At 50.8% G+C, this 19,527-nt stretch carries 16 protein-coding genes and 1 pseudogene; 15 read left to right on the top strand and 2 right to left on the bottom strand.

Features of this window, described 5'->3' with window-relative positions; translation table 11 throughout:
• Positions 1-16: 16 nt before the first annotated feature.
• Positions 17-1,405 (bottom strand): oxygen-independent coproporphyrinogen III oxidase, encoded by a 1,389-nt coding sequence (hemN, locus tag K7G70_RS10545; protein ID WP_223788602.1) that lies wholly within the window; start codon positions 1,403-1,405, stop codon positions 17-19.
• Positions 1,406-1,624: 219 nt separating this feature from the next.
• Between hemN and hisC the strand changes: the two genes are divergently transcribed.
• From hisC to K7G70_RS10520, 5 genes and pseudogenes are all read left to right on the top strand, one after another.
• On the top strand, positions 1,625-2,740 hold the full coding sequence (gene hisC / locus K7G70_RS10540; RefSeq protein WP_223788601.1) for a histidinol-phosphate transaminase: 1,116 nt from the start codon (positions 1,625-1,627) through the stop codon (positions 2,738-2,740).
• A gap of 24 nt (positions 2,741-2,764) precedes the next feature.
• A pseudogene (gene aroA, locus K7G70_RS18145) lies at positions 2,765-4,066 on the top strand (3-phosphoshikimate 1-carboxyvinyltransferase); the annotation flags it as partial.
• A complete protein-coding gene (gene cmk / locus K7G70_RS18140; RefSeq protein ID WP_305067293.1) occupies positions 4,055-4,774 on the top strand; it encodes a (d)CMP kinase in 720 nt (239 codons plus the stop codon). The pseudogene aroA and the gene cmk, both read left to right, overlap by 12 nt.
• 72 nt (positions 4,775-4,846) lie before the next feature.
• Positions 4,847-6,385, top strand: a complete 1,539-nt coding sequence (gene rpsA, locus K7G70_RS10525; RefSeq protein ID WP_223788600.1) for a 30S ribosomal protein S1 — start codon at positions 4,847-4,849, stop codon at positions 6,383-6,385.
• Positions 6,386-6,510: 125 nt separating this feature from the next.
• Complete coding sequence (locus K7G70_RS10520) at positions 6,511-6,807, top strand: integration host factor subunit beta (RefSeq protein ID WP_223788682.1); 297 nt, start codon at positions 6,511-6,513, stop codon at positions 6,805-6,807.
• Here the strand turns inward: K7G70_RS10520 and K7G70_RS10515 are convergent.
• A complete protein-coding gene (locus tag K7G70_RS10515; protein ID WP_223788599.1) occupies positions 6,804-7,472 on the bottom strand; it encodes a response regulator in 669 nt (222 codons plus the stop codon). The two genes, K7G70_RS10520 and K7G70_RS10515, sit on opposite strands and share 4 nt — an antisense overlap.
• 69 nt (positions 7,473-7,541) lie before the next feature.
• Between K7G70_RS10515 and K7G70_RS10510 the strand changes: the two genes are divergently transcribed.
• The 10 genes from K7G70_RS10510 to K7G70_RS10465 all read left to right on the top strand — a co-directional run bounded on the left by K7G70_RS10510 (position 7,542) and on the right by K7G70_RS10465 (position 19,525).
• Positions 7,542-9,449: a hypothetical protein gene (locus tag K7G70_RS10510; RefSeq protein ID WP_223788598.1), complete on the top strand. Its 1,908-nt coding sequence runs from the start codon at positions 7,542-7,544 to the stop codon at positions 9,447-9,449.
• A gap of 91 nt (positions 9,450-9,540) precedes the next feature.
• Entirely contained in the window at positions 9,541-10,146 is a 606-nt protein-coding gene (locus tag K7G70_RS10505) for a YdbL family probable chaperone protein (RefSeq protein WP_223788597.1), read from the top strand.
• Positions 10,147-10,175: 29 nt separating this feature from the next.
• On the top strand, positions 10,176-11,504 hold the full coding sequence (rlmD, locus tag K7G70_RS10500) for a 23S rRNA (uracil(1939)-C(5))-methyltransferase RlmD (RefSeq protein WP_223788596.1): 1,329 nt from the start codon (positions 10,176-10,178) through the stop codon (positions 11,502-11,504).
• 46 nt (positions 11,505-11,550) lie between these two features.
• Positions 11,551-12,342 carry a hypothetical protein gene (locus K7G70_RS10495; protein WP_223788595.1) on the top strand — a complete coding sequence of 264 codons (792 nt, stop codon included), beginning with the start codon at positions 11,551-11,553 and terminating at the stop codon, positions 12,340-12,342.
• 5 nt (positions 12,343-12,347) lie between these two features.
• On the top strand, positions 12,348-12,974 hold the full coding sequence (locus K7G70_RS10490) for a DUF4124 domain-containing protein (RefSeq protein ID WP_223788594.1): 627 nt from the start codon (positions 12,348-12,350) through the stop codon (positions 12,972-12,974).
• A gap of 157 nt (positions 12,975-13,131) precedes the next feature.
• The gene (locus tag K7G70_RS10485; RefSeq protein WP_223788593.1) at positions 13,132-14,298 is read left to right on the top strand and encodes an acyl-CoA dehydrogenase family protein; all 1,167 of its coding nucleotides are present in this window, start codon (positions 13,132-13,134) and stop codon (positions 14,296-14,298) included.
• Between the two features lie 2 nt (positions 14,299-14,300).
• Positions 14,301-16,544 (top strand): thiamine pyrophosphate-dependent enzyme, encoded by a 2,244-nt coding sequence (locus tag K7G70_RS10480; protein ID WP_223788592.1) that lies wholly within the window; start codon positions 14,301-14,303, stop codon positions 16,542-16,544.
• Positions 16,537-17,424, top strand: a complete 888-nt coding sequence (locus K7G70_RS10475) for an adenylate/guanylate cyclase domain-containing protein (RefSeq protein WP_223788591.1) — start codon at positions 16,537-16,539, stop codon at positions 17,422-17,424. Before K7G70_RS10480 ends, K7G70_RS10475 begins: the two co-directional genes overlap by 8 nt.
• 82 nt (positions 17,425-17,506) lie before the next feature.
• The gene (locus tag K7G70_RS10470; RefSeq protein ID WP_223788590.1) at positions 17,507-18,340 is read left to right on the top strand and encodes a 5-bromo-4-chloroindolyl phosphate hydrolysis family protein; all 834 of its coding nucleotides are present in this window, start codon (positions 17,507-17,509) and stop codon (positions 18,338-18,340) included.
• 9 nt (positions 18,341-18,349) lie between these two features.
• Positions 18,350-19,525 (top strand): toxic anion resistance protein, encoded by a 1,176-nt coding sequence (locus tag K7G70_RS10465; protein ID WP_223788589.1) that lies wholly within the window; start codon positions 18,350-18,352, stop codon positions 19,523-19,525.
• Positions 19,526-19,527: the final 2 nt, after the last annotated feature.

Here is a 19,527-nt window from a genome sequence, read left to right as displayed (position 1 = left end):
GGCGGGTGGTCTGGGTTCAAATCACTTTGGAAAATTGCTGTTGTTGCTGCTGTTGACGCAAATGAAAATCAAACACCATACAAATGTTCCTGATCAACAGGCGGCCTTTGGCGGTAACTTGGATGCTGGCCTCATCCAGCTGCACCAGACCGTCATCAACCAAACCCTGTAACTGCTGCAACTCGGTGGCAAAGTAAGTCTCAAAATCGATGTTGAATTGTTGGGCAATGGCCTGCCGATTGACTTTGAAATGACATGACAAATCCTGAATCACCTGCTTGCGGATGCGGTCATCCTGGTTCAGCTGGTAGCCTTTCATGATGGGAATTTGACCCAATTCGATCTGTTGGTAGTAGGCTTCCAAGGTTTTGTTGTTTTGACTGAAACTGTCATTGACCAAACTGATGGCGCTGACCCCCATGGCCAACAAGTCGCACTCGGCATGGGTGGTGTAGCCTTGAAAATTGCGTTGTAAGGTGCCGTTTTGTTGGGCTCGCGTCAACTCATCATCCGGTTTGGCAAAGTGATCCATGCCGATGTACACGTAACCAGCTGCAGTCAGGTCTTCGATGGTCATTTGCAAGATGCGCAATTTCTCATTCGGTGAGGGCAGGTCTTGTTCCCGGATGCGTTTTTGCGGCATGAACAAATGTGGCAAATGGGCGTAGTTGAATACCGACAAGCGGTCAGGTGACAAGGCGATCACCTGAGCCAGGGTGTCCTTGAATGAATCATGGGTTTGGTGAGGCAGGCCATAAATCAGGTCGACATTGATCGATTTGGCGCCATTTTGACGACAACGCTCAATGGCTTGGGCGGTTAATTCTATGGGTTGAATGCGATTGACGGCTTGCTGCACCTTCAGTTGCACGTCCTGGACCCCCATGGAAAATCGATTGAAACCCAAGTCTGCCAGTAATTGGATGGTTTCAGGGGCGGCCTCGCGAGGATCAATTTCGATCGAATAATCACGGCGGTCGTCTTGCAACAAGTTGAAATGTTGTTCGATCATCCGCATCAATCGACGCAATTGCGGGTGGGTTAAAAAGGTCGGTGTGCCACCGCCAAAATGCATTTGTTCCACCACCCGGGTTGGCGGGATCAAGGCCGCTTGCAAAATGATTTCGCGCTCCAAATAATCCAGGTAAACATCCGCTTTGTCGCGTTTTTTGGTGGCGATTTTGTTGCACGCACAAAAGAAACATAAGGTGTCACAAAACGGGATGTGAAAATACAAGGACAGGGGTTGATCGGTGGCTGCGGCCCAGTGGTTCAGCAAGTTTTTGCGGTGATTGGCCTCGCGGTAATCGTCATTGAACACCACTGCCGTTGGGTATGAGGTGTAACGTGGGCCGCTCAGGTTGTGTTTCTTGATCAATGCCAGATCGAAATTGACTTGTTCCATGTGCTTTGTTGGTGGTCGTTGGGCTCAGGTCCCATTGTATGGATTTGCCTTAAGCAGGCCTTGACTTGGGTCAAACTAGCGGTCGTTTGGGTGCGGGTGCAGTTCGCTTTCAGTTGGTGACTGCAGTGGGCCTAATTTATCGGCATAAAGGCTTGGCTTGGCTTGCTTTATCGGGGGTGAATGGGCACAATATCGGCTTTGTTCCTTGACCACAACCACATGACTGATTTCAAAAAAATGGCCGTTCCAGGCGTGCAAAAACTGAGTCCATACATTCCAGGCAAGCCCATTTCTGAGTTGGAACGGGAATTGGGCATCGACAACATCATCAAGCTGGCTTCCAATGAAAACCCATTGGGGCCCAGTCCATTGGCGATGCAAGCCATCGAACAAGAAATGAGTGAATTGGCTTTGTATCCAGATGGCAATGGTTTTGCCTTGAAAAAAGCCTTGGCCAAAAAACATGGGGTGTCGATGGACTGCATCACCTTGGGCAATGGATCCAATGATGTGCTGGTGTTGTTGGCTGAAGCCTATTTGACGCCTGAGCACAACGCCATCTATTCACAATACAGTTTTGCGGTCTATCCCATCGCCATTCAAGCGGTGGGGGCCCAGCATCAAATGATACCTGCCACTCCGTGGGATGCCGAACAACCTTTGGGTTGTGATCTACCTGCGATGTTGGCCGCGATCAATGACCAGACCCGCCTGATTTTTGTGGCCAATCCGAACAACCCAACCGGATCCTTTTTAAGCAAAACCCAATTGCATGATTTCATCAAACAGGTGCCGGCAGATGTGATTGTGGTGCTGGACGAAGCCTATCTGGAATATTCGCCGCTGGAAGAGCGGGTGGATGGCACCGAATGGCTCAAAGAGTTTGACAACCTGGTAATCACCCGAACCTTTTCCAAAGCCTATGGCTTGGCCGGTTTCAGGGTGGGGTATTGCTTGAGCAACCCAGACATCGCCAATGTCCTGAACCGCATCAGACAGCCTTTCAACGTCAATTCATTGGCTTTGGCTGCCGCCACCGCGGCCTTGAACGATGAAGCGTTTTTACAACGGTCCATGGCCGTCAATGCCGCGGGCATGCGCATGCTGGAAGCCGCCTGCGAGCAGTTGGGGTTGCGTTATGTGCCATCCAGAGGCAACTTTTTGTTGGTGGATTTTGCCCGTGATGCCATGCCCATTTACCAGCATATGTTGGAACTGGGGGTCATCACCCGGCCCGTGGCCAATTATGGTCTGCCCAATTGTTTGCGCATCACCATCGGCACCGAAGCCGAAATGCAACGCCTGGTTCAGGTCATGCAGCAGGTGTGTGGCTGAGCCATGACCCTGCCCAATCAACGCATCCAACCGCTGGACGTTTTTGCGGTCAATCACTGCGATCAACTGCGCGGCCAGTTCACCGTGCCAGGTGACAAATCCATTTCGCACCGTTCCATCATTTTCGGCGCCTTGGCCCAGGGCCAAACCCGTGTCAGTGGTTTCTTGCGTTCTGCGGATTGTCTGGCCACCTTAAGAATTCTGCAGGCCATGGGGGTGTCGATCACCGATGCGGGCGATGAATTGATGATTGATGGGGTGGGCTTGGATGGCTTACAAAAGCCCAAACAGGACTTGGATTGTGGCAATGCCGGCACCGCCATGCGGCTGTTGGCCGGGTTGTTGTCGGCCCAAACATTCGACAGTACTTTGGTTGGTGATGAATCCTTATCCAATAGGCCAATGAATCGGGTGATCAAACCATTGACGGCAATGGGTGCCAATATAGATGCCGATGCGGGCACCGCGCCATTGCGCTTTCGCCCCCCAACCGCCGGTATCCAAGCCATTGATTACACCAGCCCAGTGGCCAGTGCCCAAGTCAAGTCAGCGGTGTTGATTGCCGGCTTGTATGCCGATGGCAAAACCACCGTGACTGAACCCCAAAAATCCCGCGACCACACCGAAACCATGCTGCGTGGCATGGGTTGTGAGGTGCAGGTGGATGGCTTGACCGTGGGCGTCACCGGGCGGCCTATACTTCTGGCCCAAAACATCCAGGTGCCGGCCGACATCTCATCGGCGGCCTTTCTGATGGTGTTGGGCTTGTGCCATCCCGATGCCGATTTCACCATTCAAAATGTCAGCATCAATCCAACCCGTGATGGGGTCATCAAAATTTTACAGGCCATGGGTGGCAACCTGGAATTGCACGATGTGCGAGAACAAGCCGGTGAACCCGTGGCTGACATCCAGGTGCGCTCATCGCAATTGCGTGGTATAGACATCCCCCATGCCTGGATCCCCAGTGCCATAGACGAGTTTCCCATTGTCTTCATTGCCGCGGCCATGGCCAGCGGCCAAACCACATTAACCGGTGCCGAAGAATTGCGTCATAAGGAAAGTGACCGCATCCAAGTGATGCTGGATGGTTTGAAGCTGTTGGGCATTGACTGTCAAGAATTGCCAGATGGGGCGGTGATCCATGGCGGTCAGTTGAGCAGTGGTTTGGTTGATGGGCACGGTGATCACCGCTGTGCCATGAGTTTTTTGTTGGCCGGTGCTTTGCACCCAGGGTTGGAGATCGCGGTCAAGGGCTGTCACAATATCGGCACTTCATTCCCTGAGTTTTTCGGTTTACTCGAGTCCATGGGCATGGTGGTTGAGCAACCCGTACCGGTGATCACTGTGGATGGACCGTCTGGGGTGGGTAAAGGCACCATCAGTGCTTTGCTGGCTGAGGAGTTGGGTTGGCATTTGCTCGATTCAGGGGCCATATACCGATCCTTGGCCCTGGCAGCCATGCAACAAGCCATTGCGGCCACCGACGAAGCGGCTTTGGTGCAGTTGGCCGAGTCCCTGGAACTGACCTTCGAGGTCAGCGATGAAATGGGCACCCAAGCCTGCTTGAATGGGGTGGTGGTCAATGATCAATTGCGCTCAGAAGCCTGTGGGTTGATGGCTTCGAAGGTGGCGCCCATCGCCGCAGTCAGGGCCGCTTTGTTGCGGCGTCAGAAGGCCTTTCGTCGAGCGCCTGGCTTGGTCGCCGATGGCCGGGACATGGGCACGGTGGTGTTCAAATCGGCGCCGGTTAAACTGTTTTTAACCGCCGATGCCGCAGAACGGGCAAAAAGGCGCCACAAACAATTGCAAGAACAAGGGGTTGATGTTAAAATCCGCGACCTTTTAGTGGACATCGAAGCCCGAGACCATCGGGATTCGACCCGCAAAGTGGCACCATTGGTGCCGGCCGAAGATGCTTGGGTGATTGATACCAGTGATTTGAGCATTGATGAGGTTTTGGCCCAGGTCATGCAGCACCTGACCCCACACCTCGAACGTTGGCAAGCAAACCCCAGTGGTTTGGACTGCTGAATTTTAACGAGCATCAGGCAAGCTGGTGCAGAAGACTTGGGTAAACCGACCTTTGGTTTACCGGAAAACATAATGAGTGAAAATTTTGAAACAATGCTCGAAACCGAGCTGTCCAGTAAAAACATCATCCCAGGCACCATCGTTAAAGGCACCGTGGTTGATATTGAAAACAACTACGTGGTCGTTGATGCCGGTCTGAAATCTGAGGGTGTGATTGACATCCAAGAATTTGGTGGCGAAGTCGAAATCGGCGATGAAGTCGAAGTGGCTCTGGAAAAATATGAAAATGGTTTCGGCGAAACCGTGTTGTCTCGTGAGAAAGCCAAGCGCATGCTGGTTTGGGATCAACTGCAAATCGCCATGGACACCGATCAAATTGTGATTGGACAGATCACCTCCAAAGTACGCGGTGGTTTCACCGTTGAATTGAAAGACATTCGAGCGTTCTTGCCAGGTTCTTTGGTTGACGTCAGACCCGTCCGTGACCCCGGTTACTTGGAAGGCAAAGACTTGGAATTCAAAGTCATTAAATTGGACCAAAAACGCAACAACGTGGTGGTTTCTCGCCGTGCCGTGGTTGAATCTGATTACTCAGAGGACCGCGAAAAATTGTTGGATTCATTGGAAGATGGCGCCATTGTCAAAGGCATTGTGAAGAACTTGACCGATTACGGTGCGTTCCTGGATTTGGGTGGCATCGACGGCTTGTTGCACATCACCGACATGTCTTGGAAACGCGTTAACCACCCATCTGAAGTGGTTGAAATCGGCCAGGAACTGGAAGTTCGTGTGTTGAAATTCGACAAAGAGCAACAACGCGTTTCTCTGGGTCTGAAACAATTGGGCGAAGATCCTTGGAAAGACTTGTCGCGTCGTCACCCAGTGGGTTCACGTCACTTCGGTAATGTCACCAACATCACTGATTATGGTTGCTTTGTGGAAATCGAAGACGGCATCGAAGGTTTGGTGCACGTGTCAGAAATCGATTGGACCAATAAAAACATCAACCCAGCCAAAGTGGTCCAACCTGGCGATGAAGTTGAAGTGTGTATCTTGGAAATCGAAGAGAACAAACGACGCATTTCTTTGGGCATGAAACAATGTAAGCCGAATCCGTGGGTGATCTTCTCTGATAACGCGCAGAAAGGCGATGTCATTGAAGGCAAGATCAAGTCCATCACCGACTTTGGTATCTTCATTGGTTTGGAAGGTGGCATCGACGGTTTGGTTCACTTGTCTGACATTTCTTGGAATGAGCCGGGTGAAACCGCCATTCGCAACTACAAAAAAGGCGACTTGGTGAAAGCTGTGGTGTTGATCATTGACGCCGAACGCGAGCGGGTTTCTCTGGGCATCAAGCAATTGGCCCAAGACCCATTTGGTTCATACGTGGCGAACAACCCCAAAGGTTCTTTGGTGACTGGTAAAGTGATTGAAGTCAACGAGAAAGAAGCCATTGTGGAATTGGACGAAGGTGTACATGGCTTGATCAAAGCGTTTGATGTGGCCAAAGAGACTGATGAACTGAATGATGTCTTGAATGAGTACAAAAAAGGCAGTTCAGGTACCACCAGTTTGGGCGACATCCTGAAAGAACAAATGGACGACTGATCCATTTTAACTTCAGATCAAAAGGAATCGGGCAGTTCATGCTCGATTCCTTTTTTCATTTTTATGGCATAATTATCTTTTCATTTTCAATGGTTTAGTTATAATTAAGCACAATGAAAGATTCAATCACACGCTCAGAACTCATTAATTTACTCGCTGAACAATTCGAAGGCAGTGAATTATCAAAATCTGACATCAGCTTGTCTGTCCGCGAAATCATCAACCACATGAGCACCACCATAGCCAATGGTGATCGCATTGAAATCAGAGGCTTTGGCAGCTTCACCCTGAGACAACGCAATCCGCGCATGGGACGCAACCCCAAGACTGGTGAACCCGTGCCATTGGGCGCCAAATACGCACCACACTTCAAACCCGGTAAAGACCTCAAAGAACAGGTCAAAGACAAAGTCGGTTCTTAATGACTGATGGTCTGCTGAATGGCATCATTCAGCTGCTCGAGCAAATCGGTTCTGGTTGTCTGATCTGACAATCCCTGTTTCAAGGCATCTATCGACTGCAGCAACAAACTGGCCGCACACACCCGTGCGGATCCCGCCATTTTATGTAACAAAGCATCCAATTCAGACCATTGTTGGGCTTTGAATAAGCGGTTGATCTCTGCTTGATCTTGTGGCAACTGTTGCACCAGCATGTGGCGCAGCTTGTGCACAATGTCAGGGTCCTGGTGAGAAATGTTCAAGGCCTGTTGTTGGTCAAACACCGGTTCCTGAAGGAGGTGTTCATGGATCAGTTTTTGGATGTTTTCCTGGCTCACGGGTTTCAACAAGCTGTCACAAAATGCCGGATGTTGTTGCCAGTCAAAGCGTTCTGCAGACACCGCAATGATCGGTGTGTTCGAATGGTTGGCCAAGCGTTTGATGGACTGGGCTGTTTCAATGCCGTCCATGCCATCCATGCGAATGTCCATCAAGATCAGCTTGGGGGTTTGGTGATGACACATTTCGACGGCCTGATAGCCACTTTCTGCCAAGGCCACAGCATGGCCATACTTTTTAAAAGAAGATTCGAAAAAAAGTCGATTGATGTGGTTGTCGTCAACCACTAAAATGAAATTTTTGTCCATTAACCACGCTCTGTGTCCTTCGCTAATAAGAATAAATACATTGCTGCCTTTTTGCAAGCGCTTTGTTGCTTGAGTGCCAGTTGTGCCGTCCATGCCAATGAGTCAGCCGATGCGTGGGAGTTAACTGGGCTGTCAATGACCAGCACCGAAACGGGTACCAGCTGGCAACTGGAGCGACTCAGTTGGCGGCAACAATGGCAGCTCAGCGAGGTGACTTTCCACTGCCCACAACCGCTGGGGCTGTATCCCAGTCATGAATGTGCAGGGGGCGAGGTGGCGTTTGTCTTTGGCGCCAACACCCACCACTTCAAGCTCGACGCCATGGCCGATTGGTTGCGCAACACCTGGTCAGTGGCGCTGTCAGACTTCGCCAAAACCGTCACCATATCATTGGATTCAGGATCAACCCAGGCACAGGTGGTTTTGCAACAGCTGCCCTTGTCGACCTTACTGGAAATGGCGGCGGTGTTGCCGGCGGCGGGGCCACAGCCAGACGCCCAATTGACCGGTGGGTTGCTGTTGGATTGGCAGCAACAACACGTGACCACTGCCAGTCCAGTAGTATTCCAGGGGTTGAGTTATGAGCATTCTGATGACGTGGTTTTGGCCGAATTGTCTGGCCAATTGTCGGCGGCTTTGGACTGGCCAACATCCGATCTGAATTTTACCATCCAGCTTGATGGCGGTGAAATGCTGTTTGATCAGCTGTATGTGGATTTCAATGCTTTTCCGGTGACCATCGAAGGCCAAATCAAACCAGTATCACGGGGCTGGTATGCTGTGAATTTGAGCCTGGAAAACCCACAATCCATGCACCTGTCACTGGCCGTGGAGCTCAATCAAGCCTTGGCATGGCGACAGCCCGAGCTGCAGCTGCAGGTGTTTGACAGCCATCATTTCAACCAACAAATCACCGGCAGCATTTTGGGCATTTATGGCTTTGGTGGCAGTGAGATGTCTGGACAATTCAACATCAGCGCCACCTCAGAGCAGGGCGAGTTTGATCATTGGCAAATGGTATTTGATGACTATTATTTCCTCAATGAACGGCGCAAAATGGCAGCCAATGCCTTGACCGGTGAAGTCCAATGGCGGGCCCAAGGAACGGCCGCCGATTCAACCTTGCAATGGCAGGAGTTGTTGTTGACTGGTTTACCGATTGGTGAGGCAGCGGCCACCTTCAACTTCTCAGCGGACCGCATCCACTTGTTGGGCCCACATGCCTTTCCGGTGTTTGATGGGGCCATTGAATTGCAGGAACTGCGGGCAGAAAAGCTGTTTTCCGAATTCATCGACATGGACATCCAAGCCAAAGTGTTGCCGATTTCATTGCGTTTGATCACCGAAAAAATGGGTTGGCCGGTGATGTCTGGCAGCATCAGCGGCGACATACCGGGTATGGTCAAGCGGGACAGCGTGATCGAGTTCTTGGGGGCTTTGCAGTTGCAAGTCTTTGGTGGCGAGATGGAAGTGGCCAATCTGGCCATGGAACGCTTGTTTGGGGTGGCTCCGGTGATTGCGGGCGACGTGACCTTTGCCGGTTTTGATTTGTCGGTATTGACCGAAACTTTTGGCTTTGGTTTGATCACCGGGCGCTTGCATGGGTCGGTGATGGGCTTGCGGGTCACTAACTGGAAAACCGATCGCTTGGACGCGCAAGTCTATACCGTAAAGACCAAAGGGGTGAAACAAATCATCAGCCAAAGGGCGATTGAAAACATCTCCTCGCTGGGCGGCATCAAAGGGGCCATTTCCAATACTTTTCTGCGCTTTTTTGATGATTTCAGATACCGCAAAATCAAACTCAGCTGTCGCTTACACAATTCGGTTTGTTTGATCGGTGGGTTGAAAAACCAGGGCAACCAATTTGTCATCGTGGAGGGCGGTGGCATCCCCAAGATCAACATCGTCGGATTTGTGCGCGCCATCAATTGGGAAGAGTTCATCAGTCGCCTACTGAATGCCAATTACAACTGATACCCAACAACCGCTTCCAGCAGCATAAACATTCAGATTACATTAATCCGAAAGATGTATAATGAGGCCAATTTTATTGTGGAAGCCAATTATGAACAAATGGTCCAAATCAATGTTGTTGTTTTCTTTTGTCTGGGTGGCAGCCTGTGTCACCATCAATGTGTATTTTCCCGCTGCTGAGGTGGAAAATGCCGCCAAAGAATTCGTCGAAGACGTGTTGCAGGAACAGCCGACCAATGATGACGATCAATCCAACCTGTTGGATGAAACCTTCATGCGCCAACTGGCCGTCAACATGAACCCCATCAATTGGTTCATCGGCACGGCCCAAGCTCAGAACCAAGCCAACATCGATTTGTCCTCGCCAGCCATCACCGCCTTGAAAAACAAAATGATCGAGCGCATGAACGCTGGCTTGCGGGGCTATTTGGACAGTGGCGTGGTGGGTTTTACCCGCGACGGATTGGTGGAAGCCGTGGACGTCAGTCAATTGGGTCTCAAAGAGCGCCAGTCAATCAAAAAGCTGGTGGCCGATGAAAACCGGGATCGCGATGCCTTGTACCGTGAAATGGCGGTGGCCAACAACCACCCTGAGTGGGAAGCACAAATTCGCGATGCGTTTGTGAAGCAATGGATTGATCAAGCCAAAAGCGGGTGGTTGTACCAAGCGGCCGATGGTCAGTGGGTCAAGAAGTAACACATAAAAGGGAATCAAAGCAGTAAAACATGAGCAGAAGATCACGGCATAAATTGCCCCAAGAGCCCATCGAGATGCGGATAGAAGACCTCAGTCACGACGGCCGGGGTGTGGCCAAATGGAATGACAAAGTGGTGTTTGTGCAAAACGCCTTGCCAGGTGAAGTGGTGATGGCCAAGCTGAACCGCAAAACCCGCAACTACAATGAAGCCCTTGCGACCGAAGTGCTCAGTGCCTCGCCGGATCGGGTCGAGCCGGCTTGTGAGTTTTATACAGTGTGCAATGGCTGTTCCATGATGCACCTGAAAGAAGAGAAACAAATTGAATTTAAATTCAATACCTTAAGGAATAATTTTAAGAAGATTTCTCATCTGGAACCGCAGCAATGGCTGCCACCCTTGACCGACACCCATTGGCATTACCGCCGGCGGGCCCGTTTGAGCGTCAAATGGGTCACAGCCAAAGACAAAATGTTGGTGGGTTTTCGGGAAAAAAATGGCCGCTTTGTGGCCGAGATGACCGATTGTCAGGTGTTGGAAAAACCCCTGGCCCGGTTGATCCAACCGCTGGCCGAGATGTTTGCCCAAACTTCAATCAAAACCTTCATCCCGCAAGTGGAATGCTCTTTGGGTGATGGCGTTATGTCCATCATCATCCGCCACATGAAGCCCTTGAACTCGGACGATTTGATGTTGTTCAAACGCTTCAGTGAACAACATGACTTACAAATATTCTTGCAATCAAAAGGTCCAGACACCGTCATGCCACTGGCGGCCTATGAGCAACCACTGGGCTTTGCTTTGACCGACTATGGCCTGCGCTATGAATTTTTACCCAATGACTTCATTCAGGTCAATCGCCACATGAATGCCAAAATGATTGACCAAGCCTTGCAGGCCATGGACTTGCAGCCACAAGATCAAGTGCTTGATTTGTTTTGTGGCCTGGGTAATTTCACTTTGCCCATGGGGCAAACCGCTGCCACTGTGGTGGGGGTTGAAGGGGATGCCCAACTCGTTGAACGGGCCCGCCACAACGCCCAACTCAATCAATTGGATCACGTGGAGTTCTTTCAAGCGGATTTGACCCAAGATCACAGCAACAGTGCCTGGCTGCAACAGCCTTACACCAAGGTGTTGATTGACCCTCCCCGCAGCGGGGCCTGGGAAATCTTGCCACTGATTGCCCAAACCAGTGCCAAGACTTTGGTCTATGTGTCTTGTCACCCGGCCAGTCTGGCACGGGACACCGATCGTTTGGTCAATGAATTGGGGTTCACCTTGCAAACCGCCGGGGTGATGGACATGTTTCCCCACACCTCGCATGTGGAGTCCATGGCCATCTTTACCCGTGAATGATGTGTGGTGTGTTAAAATCTTTATGATATAGAATGACAACGTTTGCATGAAATTATTGGCCATCATCATTGCCTTTGCCTTGTACCACTCCGTAGACAAGCCTGGTTGGCTGAAGTCGTTTGCCTGGATCAAATCACTGCACCGTGAAATATCCGGCTGGACTGCATCGGCACAGCTGCAATGGGTCTGGTTGATGCTGATCCCCAATCTGGTGTTGTGGATTGTGTTTGCTGGCGTGCTGGACTTGTATCATGATGGCATCGGTCTGTTGTTGGCCAGCGTGGCGGTGTTGTACTACTGCCTGGGTCCTGACACCATTGCCGGCGATCTGGCCAGTCGAAAGATCAAACAGCGGTTGAATGTCGCGACCGATGCCCCTACCAGTGCGGTGGTCACGGCCATGACGGATGCCGCCTTGCAACGCTGGTTTGGGGTGTTCTTTTGGTATGTGGTCCTGGGCATCTACGGGGCCATTTCTTACCGCGTGGCCTGTTATCTGGTACACCACATAAAACCAGCCAGCCCTTTTGCGGCGCATGCCCTGCGGGTGTTGGAATTCCCGGTCACTGTGTTGATGACCGCGTCATTGGCGCTGGCCAGTGACTTTGATCGGATTTGGCGACATTGTAAACAATATTTAACTCGTGAAACATTGCAGACAATGAACTGTCAATTCTTGTATAAATCCATGGATTTCGCCGTTGCAAAGTGCGAAATTGAAACTGAAGATGAAAACAAAGACCACATCATTGAACACACCACCTTTGCGGTACTCAAACGCATGCTGGTGGTGTGGTTGGTGATGGTGGCTTTGTTGGTTTTATTTACCAAAGGTTAATGATTATGAAAATTATTGTGATTGTGGCCATGACGATGCTGGTAACCATGCCAGCCAGTGCAGCCAAACTGTATAAATGGGTTGATGAAGATGGGAAAGTCCATTACAGCGACAAAGTGCCACCCGATCAAATCAGGAATGAGCACAAAGAACTCAGTGAACACGGGGTCGTCAAGGAAACCGTTGAGAAAGACCTGACCGATGAACAAAAAGTAGCGCGCATGGAAGAATTCAAGAAACAGCGTGAATTGGAAGCACAGCAACAGCGTGAAGCCGCTGCTTTGGCGGCTGAAAAGAACAAGATTTTGATGTCTTATTCCAGTGCCGACCAAATCAAGCGCTTGAAACAGGAGCGCATTTCAGCTCTGGAGCGCAACATCGCCACGGCCAAAGAAAATCTGGTGATTCAAGAAAAGAACCACAATGACTTACTGAGTCGGGCAGCCGATAAAGAGCGCAGCGGTGAAGTGGTGTCAGACGTGTTCTTGGAACAGATCAAGCAGGTCAAGAACCAAATTGAGTACCAAAAACAATACATCATTGATAAAACCAATGAAATCACCGCCACCGCTGAAAAGTACGATGGCGAATTGACCAAATATTTGATGTTCACCGGCCAAAGCGAAAGCTGAATCCTGTCCCCAACCTGGCGCGGTTGTCCCTTGGCAACCGCGTCGTCCTCACCGTACTGAACCAGTCCATTCTGTGGTGAATATTTGATCCGCGGGCCTACCCCTGCCGTCAGCAGTCGAGTAGAATATTGCCTCATGTTTTTAAATGGGGATACACATGTCGTCACAAATCGACAAATTAGATATTTTTGATGTCAAAGCACTGTTGTCTGAGGAAGAGTTGATGGTGCAGGATTCCATCGGCCGTTGGGTTGATGAGCGCGTCATTCCGATCATCGGTCCGGCCTTCGATCGCCATGAATTTCCGATGGATCTGATACCGGAAATGGCTGAACTGGGATTATTTGGCAGCACCATCCAAGGCTACGGCTGTGCGGGTTTGAATTACACGGCCTACGGTCTGATTTGTCAAGAATTGGAGCGGGGAGACAGCGGCTTGCGCAGTTTTGCTTCGGTGCAAAGTTCATTGTGCATGTTTCCCATCGATGCCTTTGGCAGTGAGGCACAAAAAGAGCGGTGGTTGCCGGGCATGGCCCAAGGTGACATCATCGGCTGTTTTGGTTTGACCGAGTCACACGCCGGTTCTGATCCGGCCTCGATGAAAACCGTGGCCAAGAAAGACGGTGATGATTGGATCATCAATGGCTCAAAAATGTGGATCACCAACGGTTCGATTGCCGACATCGCCATTGTCTGGGCACAAACCGAAGACGGCATCCAAGGTTTCATCGTGGAAAAAGACATGCCTGGTTTTGCCACCGAAACCATCCACCGCAAAATGTCGTTGCGTGCCTCGGTGACTTCGGCGTTGTTTTTTGATGATGTGCGGGTGCCTGATGCCAATCGTTTGCCCAAGGTCAAAGGCTTGAAAGGGCCTTTGAGTTGTTTATCGAATGCCCGCTACGGCATTTCTTGGGGCCCCATTGGTTCTGCCCAAGCCTGTTTGCAGGAAGCTTTGGATTACACCGCAGAGCGGGTGTTGTTTGATCGCACTTTGGACAGCAACCAAATCATCCAGCAAAAACTGGCCGACATGTCACGCCGCATCACCACCGCGCAATTGGTGGCGGTGAGACTGGGGCAGCTGAAAGACGCCGACCAATTACAACCCACGCAGATTTCGCTGGCCAAATGGAACAACGTGCGCATGGCTCTGGACATCGCCCGCGAATGTCGCGACATGTTAGGCGGTGCCGGCATCACCACCGAACACGTGGCCATCAGACACATGTTGAATTTAGAGAGTGTGATCACCTATGAAGGCACCGAAACCATCCACCAACTGGTGGTGGGTCGTGAGCTGACTGGCAAGAACGCGTTCTGATCATGGGTGCACCGGCAAGCAAAGTCATCAACCGCGCAGCCGTGGTTGATGAAAACTTTGTGGCTTTTGTTCAACAACACGTCACAAAACCAAGGGCCCAGAATTTAGCCGCAGCCGGTTTGACCGCGGAGAAGTTGCTGGAATTGTTTGAATCACAGATCAGGTCCAGACAACTGGACATGATGGCCCGGCAGTTGAAACTGGAAAACAAGGTGTTTTACACCATTGGTTCTTCTGGGCATGAGGGCAATGTGATGCTGGGAGATTTGGTGCGGCACACCGATCCGGCCTTTTTGCACTACCGCAGTGGCGGTTTGATGATGCAGCGGTCTCGGCAAGTGGCTGGGATTGACCCGATCTGGGACACCTGTTTGTCCTTTGCGGCCAGCCAAAGCGATCCTGCATCTGGTGGCCGCCACAAAGTGTGGGGTTCCAAGCCGTTGTGGGTGATCCCACAAACCAGCACCATTGCCAGCCACTTACCCAAAGCGGTGGGTTGTGCTTTGGGCATTGAATTGGCCCAACGCAGCGCCATCGACATGGCCATCCCGAACGACGCCATTGTGCTGTGTAATTTTGGCGATGCCAGTACCAACCACTCAACCGCCCAAGGCGCATTCAATGCAGCCAGCTGGTCGGCATTCCAGGGCTTAAAAACCCCCATCTTGTTCGTTTGTGAGGACAACGGTATTGGCATTTCGGTCAAAACCCCAGAAAACTGGATCAGTGAAAATTTCAAAAACCGTCCCGGCTTGCGGTATTTTTATGCCGACGGTCTGGATTTGGCACAAGGTTATCACCAGGTCAAAGCCGCGGTGGATTATTGTCGGCGGGAACGCAAACCGGTGTTTCTGCACCTGAAAACCACCCGCTTGATGGGCCATGCCGGTACTGATTTTGAGGTGGATTACCGGCGTCTGGAAGAACTGGAAGCCTGTGAAGCCCAGGACCCATTGTGGCGCACAGCGGCGCTGGTGATGGACCATGACTTGATGTCAGCTGCTGACATCCTGACCCAGTACCGGTCCATTTATGACGAATGCATGGAAAAAGCCAATCGGGCGCACCATGAGCAGAAAATAACCACCTTACAACAGGTCATGGCGCCACTGGCACCCTGTGACCAAGACGCGGTTCACCAAGAAGCGGCTCGGGTCGCAGATCCAGCCGCCCGTCAGGCATTTTTTGGCAGTGAGCAAGCCCTGCCAGAAAACCAACCGCCCAAACACATGGCCATCTTGATCAACCGAGGCTTGCAGGATTTGCTGCACAAATACCCGCAAACTTTGCTGTTCGGTGAGGATGTGGCACAAAAGGGTGGGGTGTACACGGTGACCAAACAATTGTTACAGAAATTCGGTCCCAAGCGCATATTCAACACCTTGCTCGATGAACAAACCATTTTGGGTTTGGCCCAGGGTTATGCCACTTTGGGCTTGTTACCGATCCCAGAAATTCAATATTTGGCCTATTTTCACAACGCCTGCGATCAGATCCGCGGTGAAGCCGCCAGTTTGCAATTCTTTTCCGATGGCCAGTTCAGCAACCCCATGGTGGTGCGCATTGCCGGACTGGGCTACCAGAAAGGCTTTGGTGGCCATTTCCACAACGACAATTCCATTGCGGCCTTGCGCGACATCCCCGGGGTGATCGTGGCCTGTCCATCACGCGGCGATGATGCGGTGAACATGATGCGCACTTTGGTGGCCCTGTCAAAGGTCAATCAACGGGTGTCGCTGTTCATTGAACCCATTGCCTTGTACATGCAGAAAGACCTGTTCAAAGAAGGTGATGGTATTTGGAACTTCCCATACCCCAAACCCGGTGAATACACGGCTTTGGGCGCGCCCAGAATCTATCAACCCAAGGCCGAAGACATCCTGATCATCACCTATGGCAACGGGGTGTTGATGAGTTTGCGGGCCATCCGACGCTTTGAGCAACAGCACCCGAGCAAAGTGCGTTTGATGGATTTGCGCTGGTTGCAGCCATTGAATGCAAAAGCAATCAAGAAACAATGCGAAAAGTTTGCTAGAATAATCATTGTGGATGAAGGCCGACGTTCTGCATGTGTGGGCGAGGGCATCATCTCGATCTTGGCAGAACAGGGCATTCAATGTCCTTATGTCAGATTGGTCACCGGAGCCGACACCTTCACGCCGTTGGCCGATGCCGCCAATTTGGTGTTGCCAAGTGAAACAAGGATATTAAAACAATTGATTGATTCTGAGGGTTTCGTTGACTGAACTTTGTATATTATTTGCCGACATCGCCGAAAGCACCACGTTGTTTGAGAAACACGGTGATGAAGAAGCCCGCACCGCCATTGCCTCGGTGTTGGATGTGCTGCTTAAGGAAGCCGAAAAGCACCAAGGTGAATTGGTCAAAACCATCGGTGACGAAATCATGTGTGTGTTTCCCAAAGCCAACCACGCCTTGTTGGCCGCGGTTGACATGCAAAATGCCGTCAGTGGTAATTTTGTGTTGGGTAACCACCCCATATCAATCCGCGTGGGTTTTCATTTTGGTGTGGTGATCGAAGAAGATGGCGATGTGTTTGGCGATGCCGTTAACGTCGCAGCCAGGATGACTGGCTATGCCAAGAAGGGCCAAATCATCACCAACTCCATCACCTTCAAAACCTGCTTGTTGCCACCGTTTTTGAGTCATCGCTCACTGGGCAAAGCCAAAGTCAAAGGCAAGTTGATGCCGGTGGAAATCATCGAAGTGTTGTGGCAACAGGACACCAGCCAGGTGACCCGGGTGACTTCGGCACTGGACATCAAGGTGCCCACCAGCAAATCTCAACTGCAACTGGAATTGAACGGCAAAAAGCAAATCATGACCGATCAGTCTCCCACCAAAACCATCGGGCGGGGCGATGATTGTGACATCCAGGTGAGCATGCTGATGGCCTCACGTTTGCATGGCGACATCCAGTTTGGTAGTGGCAATTTCAAATACACCGATGAAAGTACCAACGGCTCCTGGGTCAAACAAAACAACAACGACCCGATCCGAATTCACCGTGATTCGATGGTGTTGCAAGGCGAAGGTCAGATCACCTTTGGAGAGCCTGACTTCACCAATTTAGATCAATTATTACAGTACAAAATCATCAAATAGACATGTTGGATTTCATCAGAAAATTGGCCGGCTATGGATTGTTAACCCTGTCCATGGTCTATGTCGCTGTGAGGATGTTTTGATGCCAGTCAAATACCGTGAAAAGGCGCAGCTAAAAATCATTAAGATTCAATCCACAGCGTGGTTGTTGTATGTCTATTCAATGTTTTATTTGGGAGCCACGTTTTCGCAGTTGGCCCAAGGCAACTTATTCGGTTTTTTGCTCTCAGGCGGGGTCTTTTTCGGCAGCCTGTTGTCGGCCGCCTGGATGAGCAAAGGGCTGCGCAATAAGTTCCACTTCAAACAACGCAAATTCATCACCCGCAGACCTTTTCCATTGATGATGTTGGCTTCCCTGACCTTGGGCGCCTGTTCTTTTGTGGGCTCTTGGATGGTGGCAGGCATGGGTTTGCTGGAATCGGTGGCCTATGGCATTGGGGCGACTGTGGGCTCCATCTTGTGGTATGGCTTGGATGAAGTGAACACCCCCACATTTTCCGGGGTGCAAGATGAAGACTCAAAACAAATTCTGGCTATGAGCGAGCAGTCCATCGTCAACATTGAACAGTCCAATCAGCACATTGCCAATCAGGAGCTGTCGAATTATCTGACCCGCATCGTCAAAACCAGTCGGGAAGTGATCAACACCCTGGTCAATCACCCGGAAAAAATTCCCCAAGCCAGGCGCTTCTTGCATTCCTACCTAGGGGCCACCGAAGACGTGATCAAACGCTATGCAGAAACCCACCAACTGGTGGACAACAACGACTTGGAACACAATTTCAAGCAGGTGCTGCACAACATCGATCAAGTGTTCAACGAACAAAATCAGAAACTGTTGGAAAACAAAGTGTTTGACCTGGATGTGGACATCGAGGTGTTGAACACGCTTTTAGAAAAACAAGGCATTAATTGAGAGAAGATCATGACTGAAGAAGACCAAAACAAAACCACCACAGCCACAGAAACAGGCACCATCAAAGGCACCATCGAAGGAGAAATTGTGCCGGGTGTGATGAATGAAATGGTGGCCTACAAGGACGTGGATGATGAGGAGCGTCAACGCATCGATGCCTTGATTGAAGAAATCGACATGGCCGATGCCAATTCAGTGATTTTCTTTGGCACCAAGGCGCAAGAGAAAGTGACCGAAATTTCTGACAAAATGTTGGAAGGGGTGAAAAACAAAGACCTCGGCCGATCAGGCGAAGCCTTGAACGAGATGGTGGCCACCATCCGTGGTTTTGATGTGGACGAACTGGACCCCAACAAGAAACCCGGCTTTTTCGCCCGTTTGTTTGGCAAGGCCAAACCGTTGGTGAAATTTTTGCAACGCTATGAAGAAGTGCGCAAACAAATCGACAAAATCACCAACAAACTGGAGTCGCACAAAACCCAGTTGCTGAAAGACATCACCAGTCTGGATCGTTTATACGTGGCCAATTTGGAGTATTTTCATACCTTGGAAGACTACATCAAAGCCGGCGAAGAAAAAATCAAACAATTGCATGAGCAGGTCATCCCAGCCATGGAAAAAGAAGCCGAAGGCAGTGAAGACATGTTGTTGGCGCAAAAGCTGCGTGACATCCGTTCGTCAACCGCTGATCTGGAACGCCGGGTACACGATTTGCGCTTGACCCGCCAAGTCACCCTGCAAAGCCTGCCGAGCATTCGCCTGGTGCAGGAAAATGACAAAGGTTTGATCAACAAGATCAATTCCACCATTGCCAACACGGTGCCGCTGTGGCGCCAACAATTGGCCCAAACGGTGACCATTTGGCGCTCTGAACAAGCCGCTGACACCATCAAGGATGCCACCGACCTGACCAATGAAATGTTGGCCGCCAATGCCGAAAACCTGCAAATTGCCAACCGCAAAGTGCGGGAACAAATGGAACGCGGGGTGTTTGACATCGAAGTGGTGAAACTGGCCAACCAGAAATTGATCGAAACCATTGATGACAGCCTGCGCATTGCCGAAGAAGGCAAGGCCAAACGCGAAGGGGCGGTGGTTGAACTGCAAAAAACCGAAGCCCAATTGCGCGAGGCTTTGTTGTCGGCCAAAGCCAAGTACAAAGACATCGACCGTGACACCGATTGATC

Origin of the sequence: Marinicella meishanensis (assembly GCF_019931145.1) — a bacterium.
In the GTDB taxonomy this organism is placed as follows: Bacteria; Pseudomonadota; Gammaproteobacteria; order Xanthomonadales; family Marinicellaceae; genus Marinicella; species Marinicella meishanensis.
This window is presented reverse-complemented; position numbering and strand designations above follow the sequence as displayed.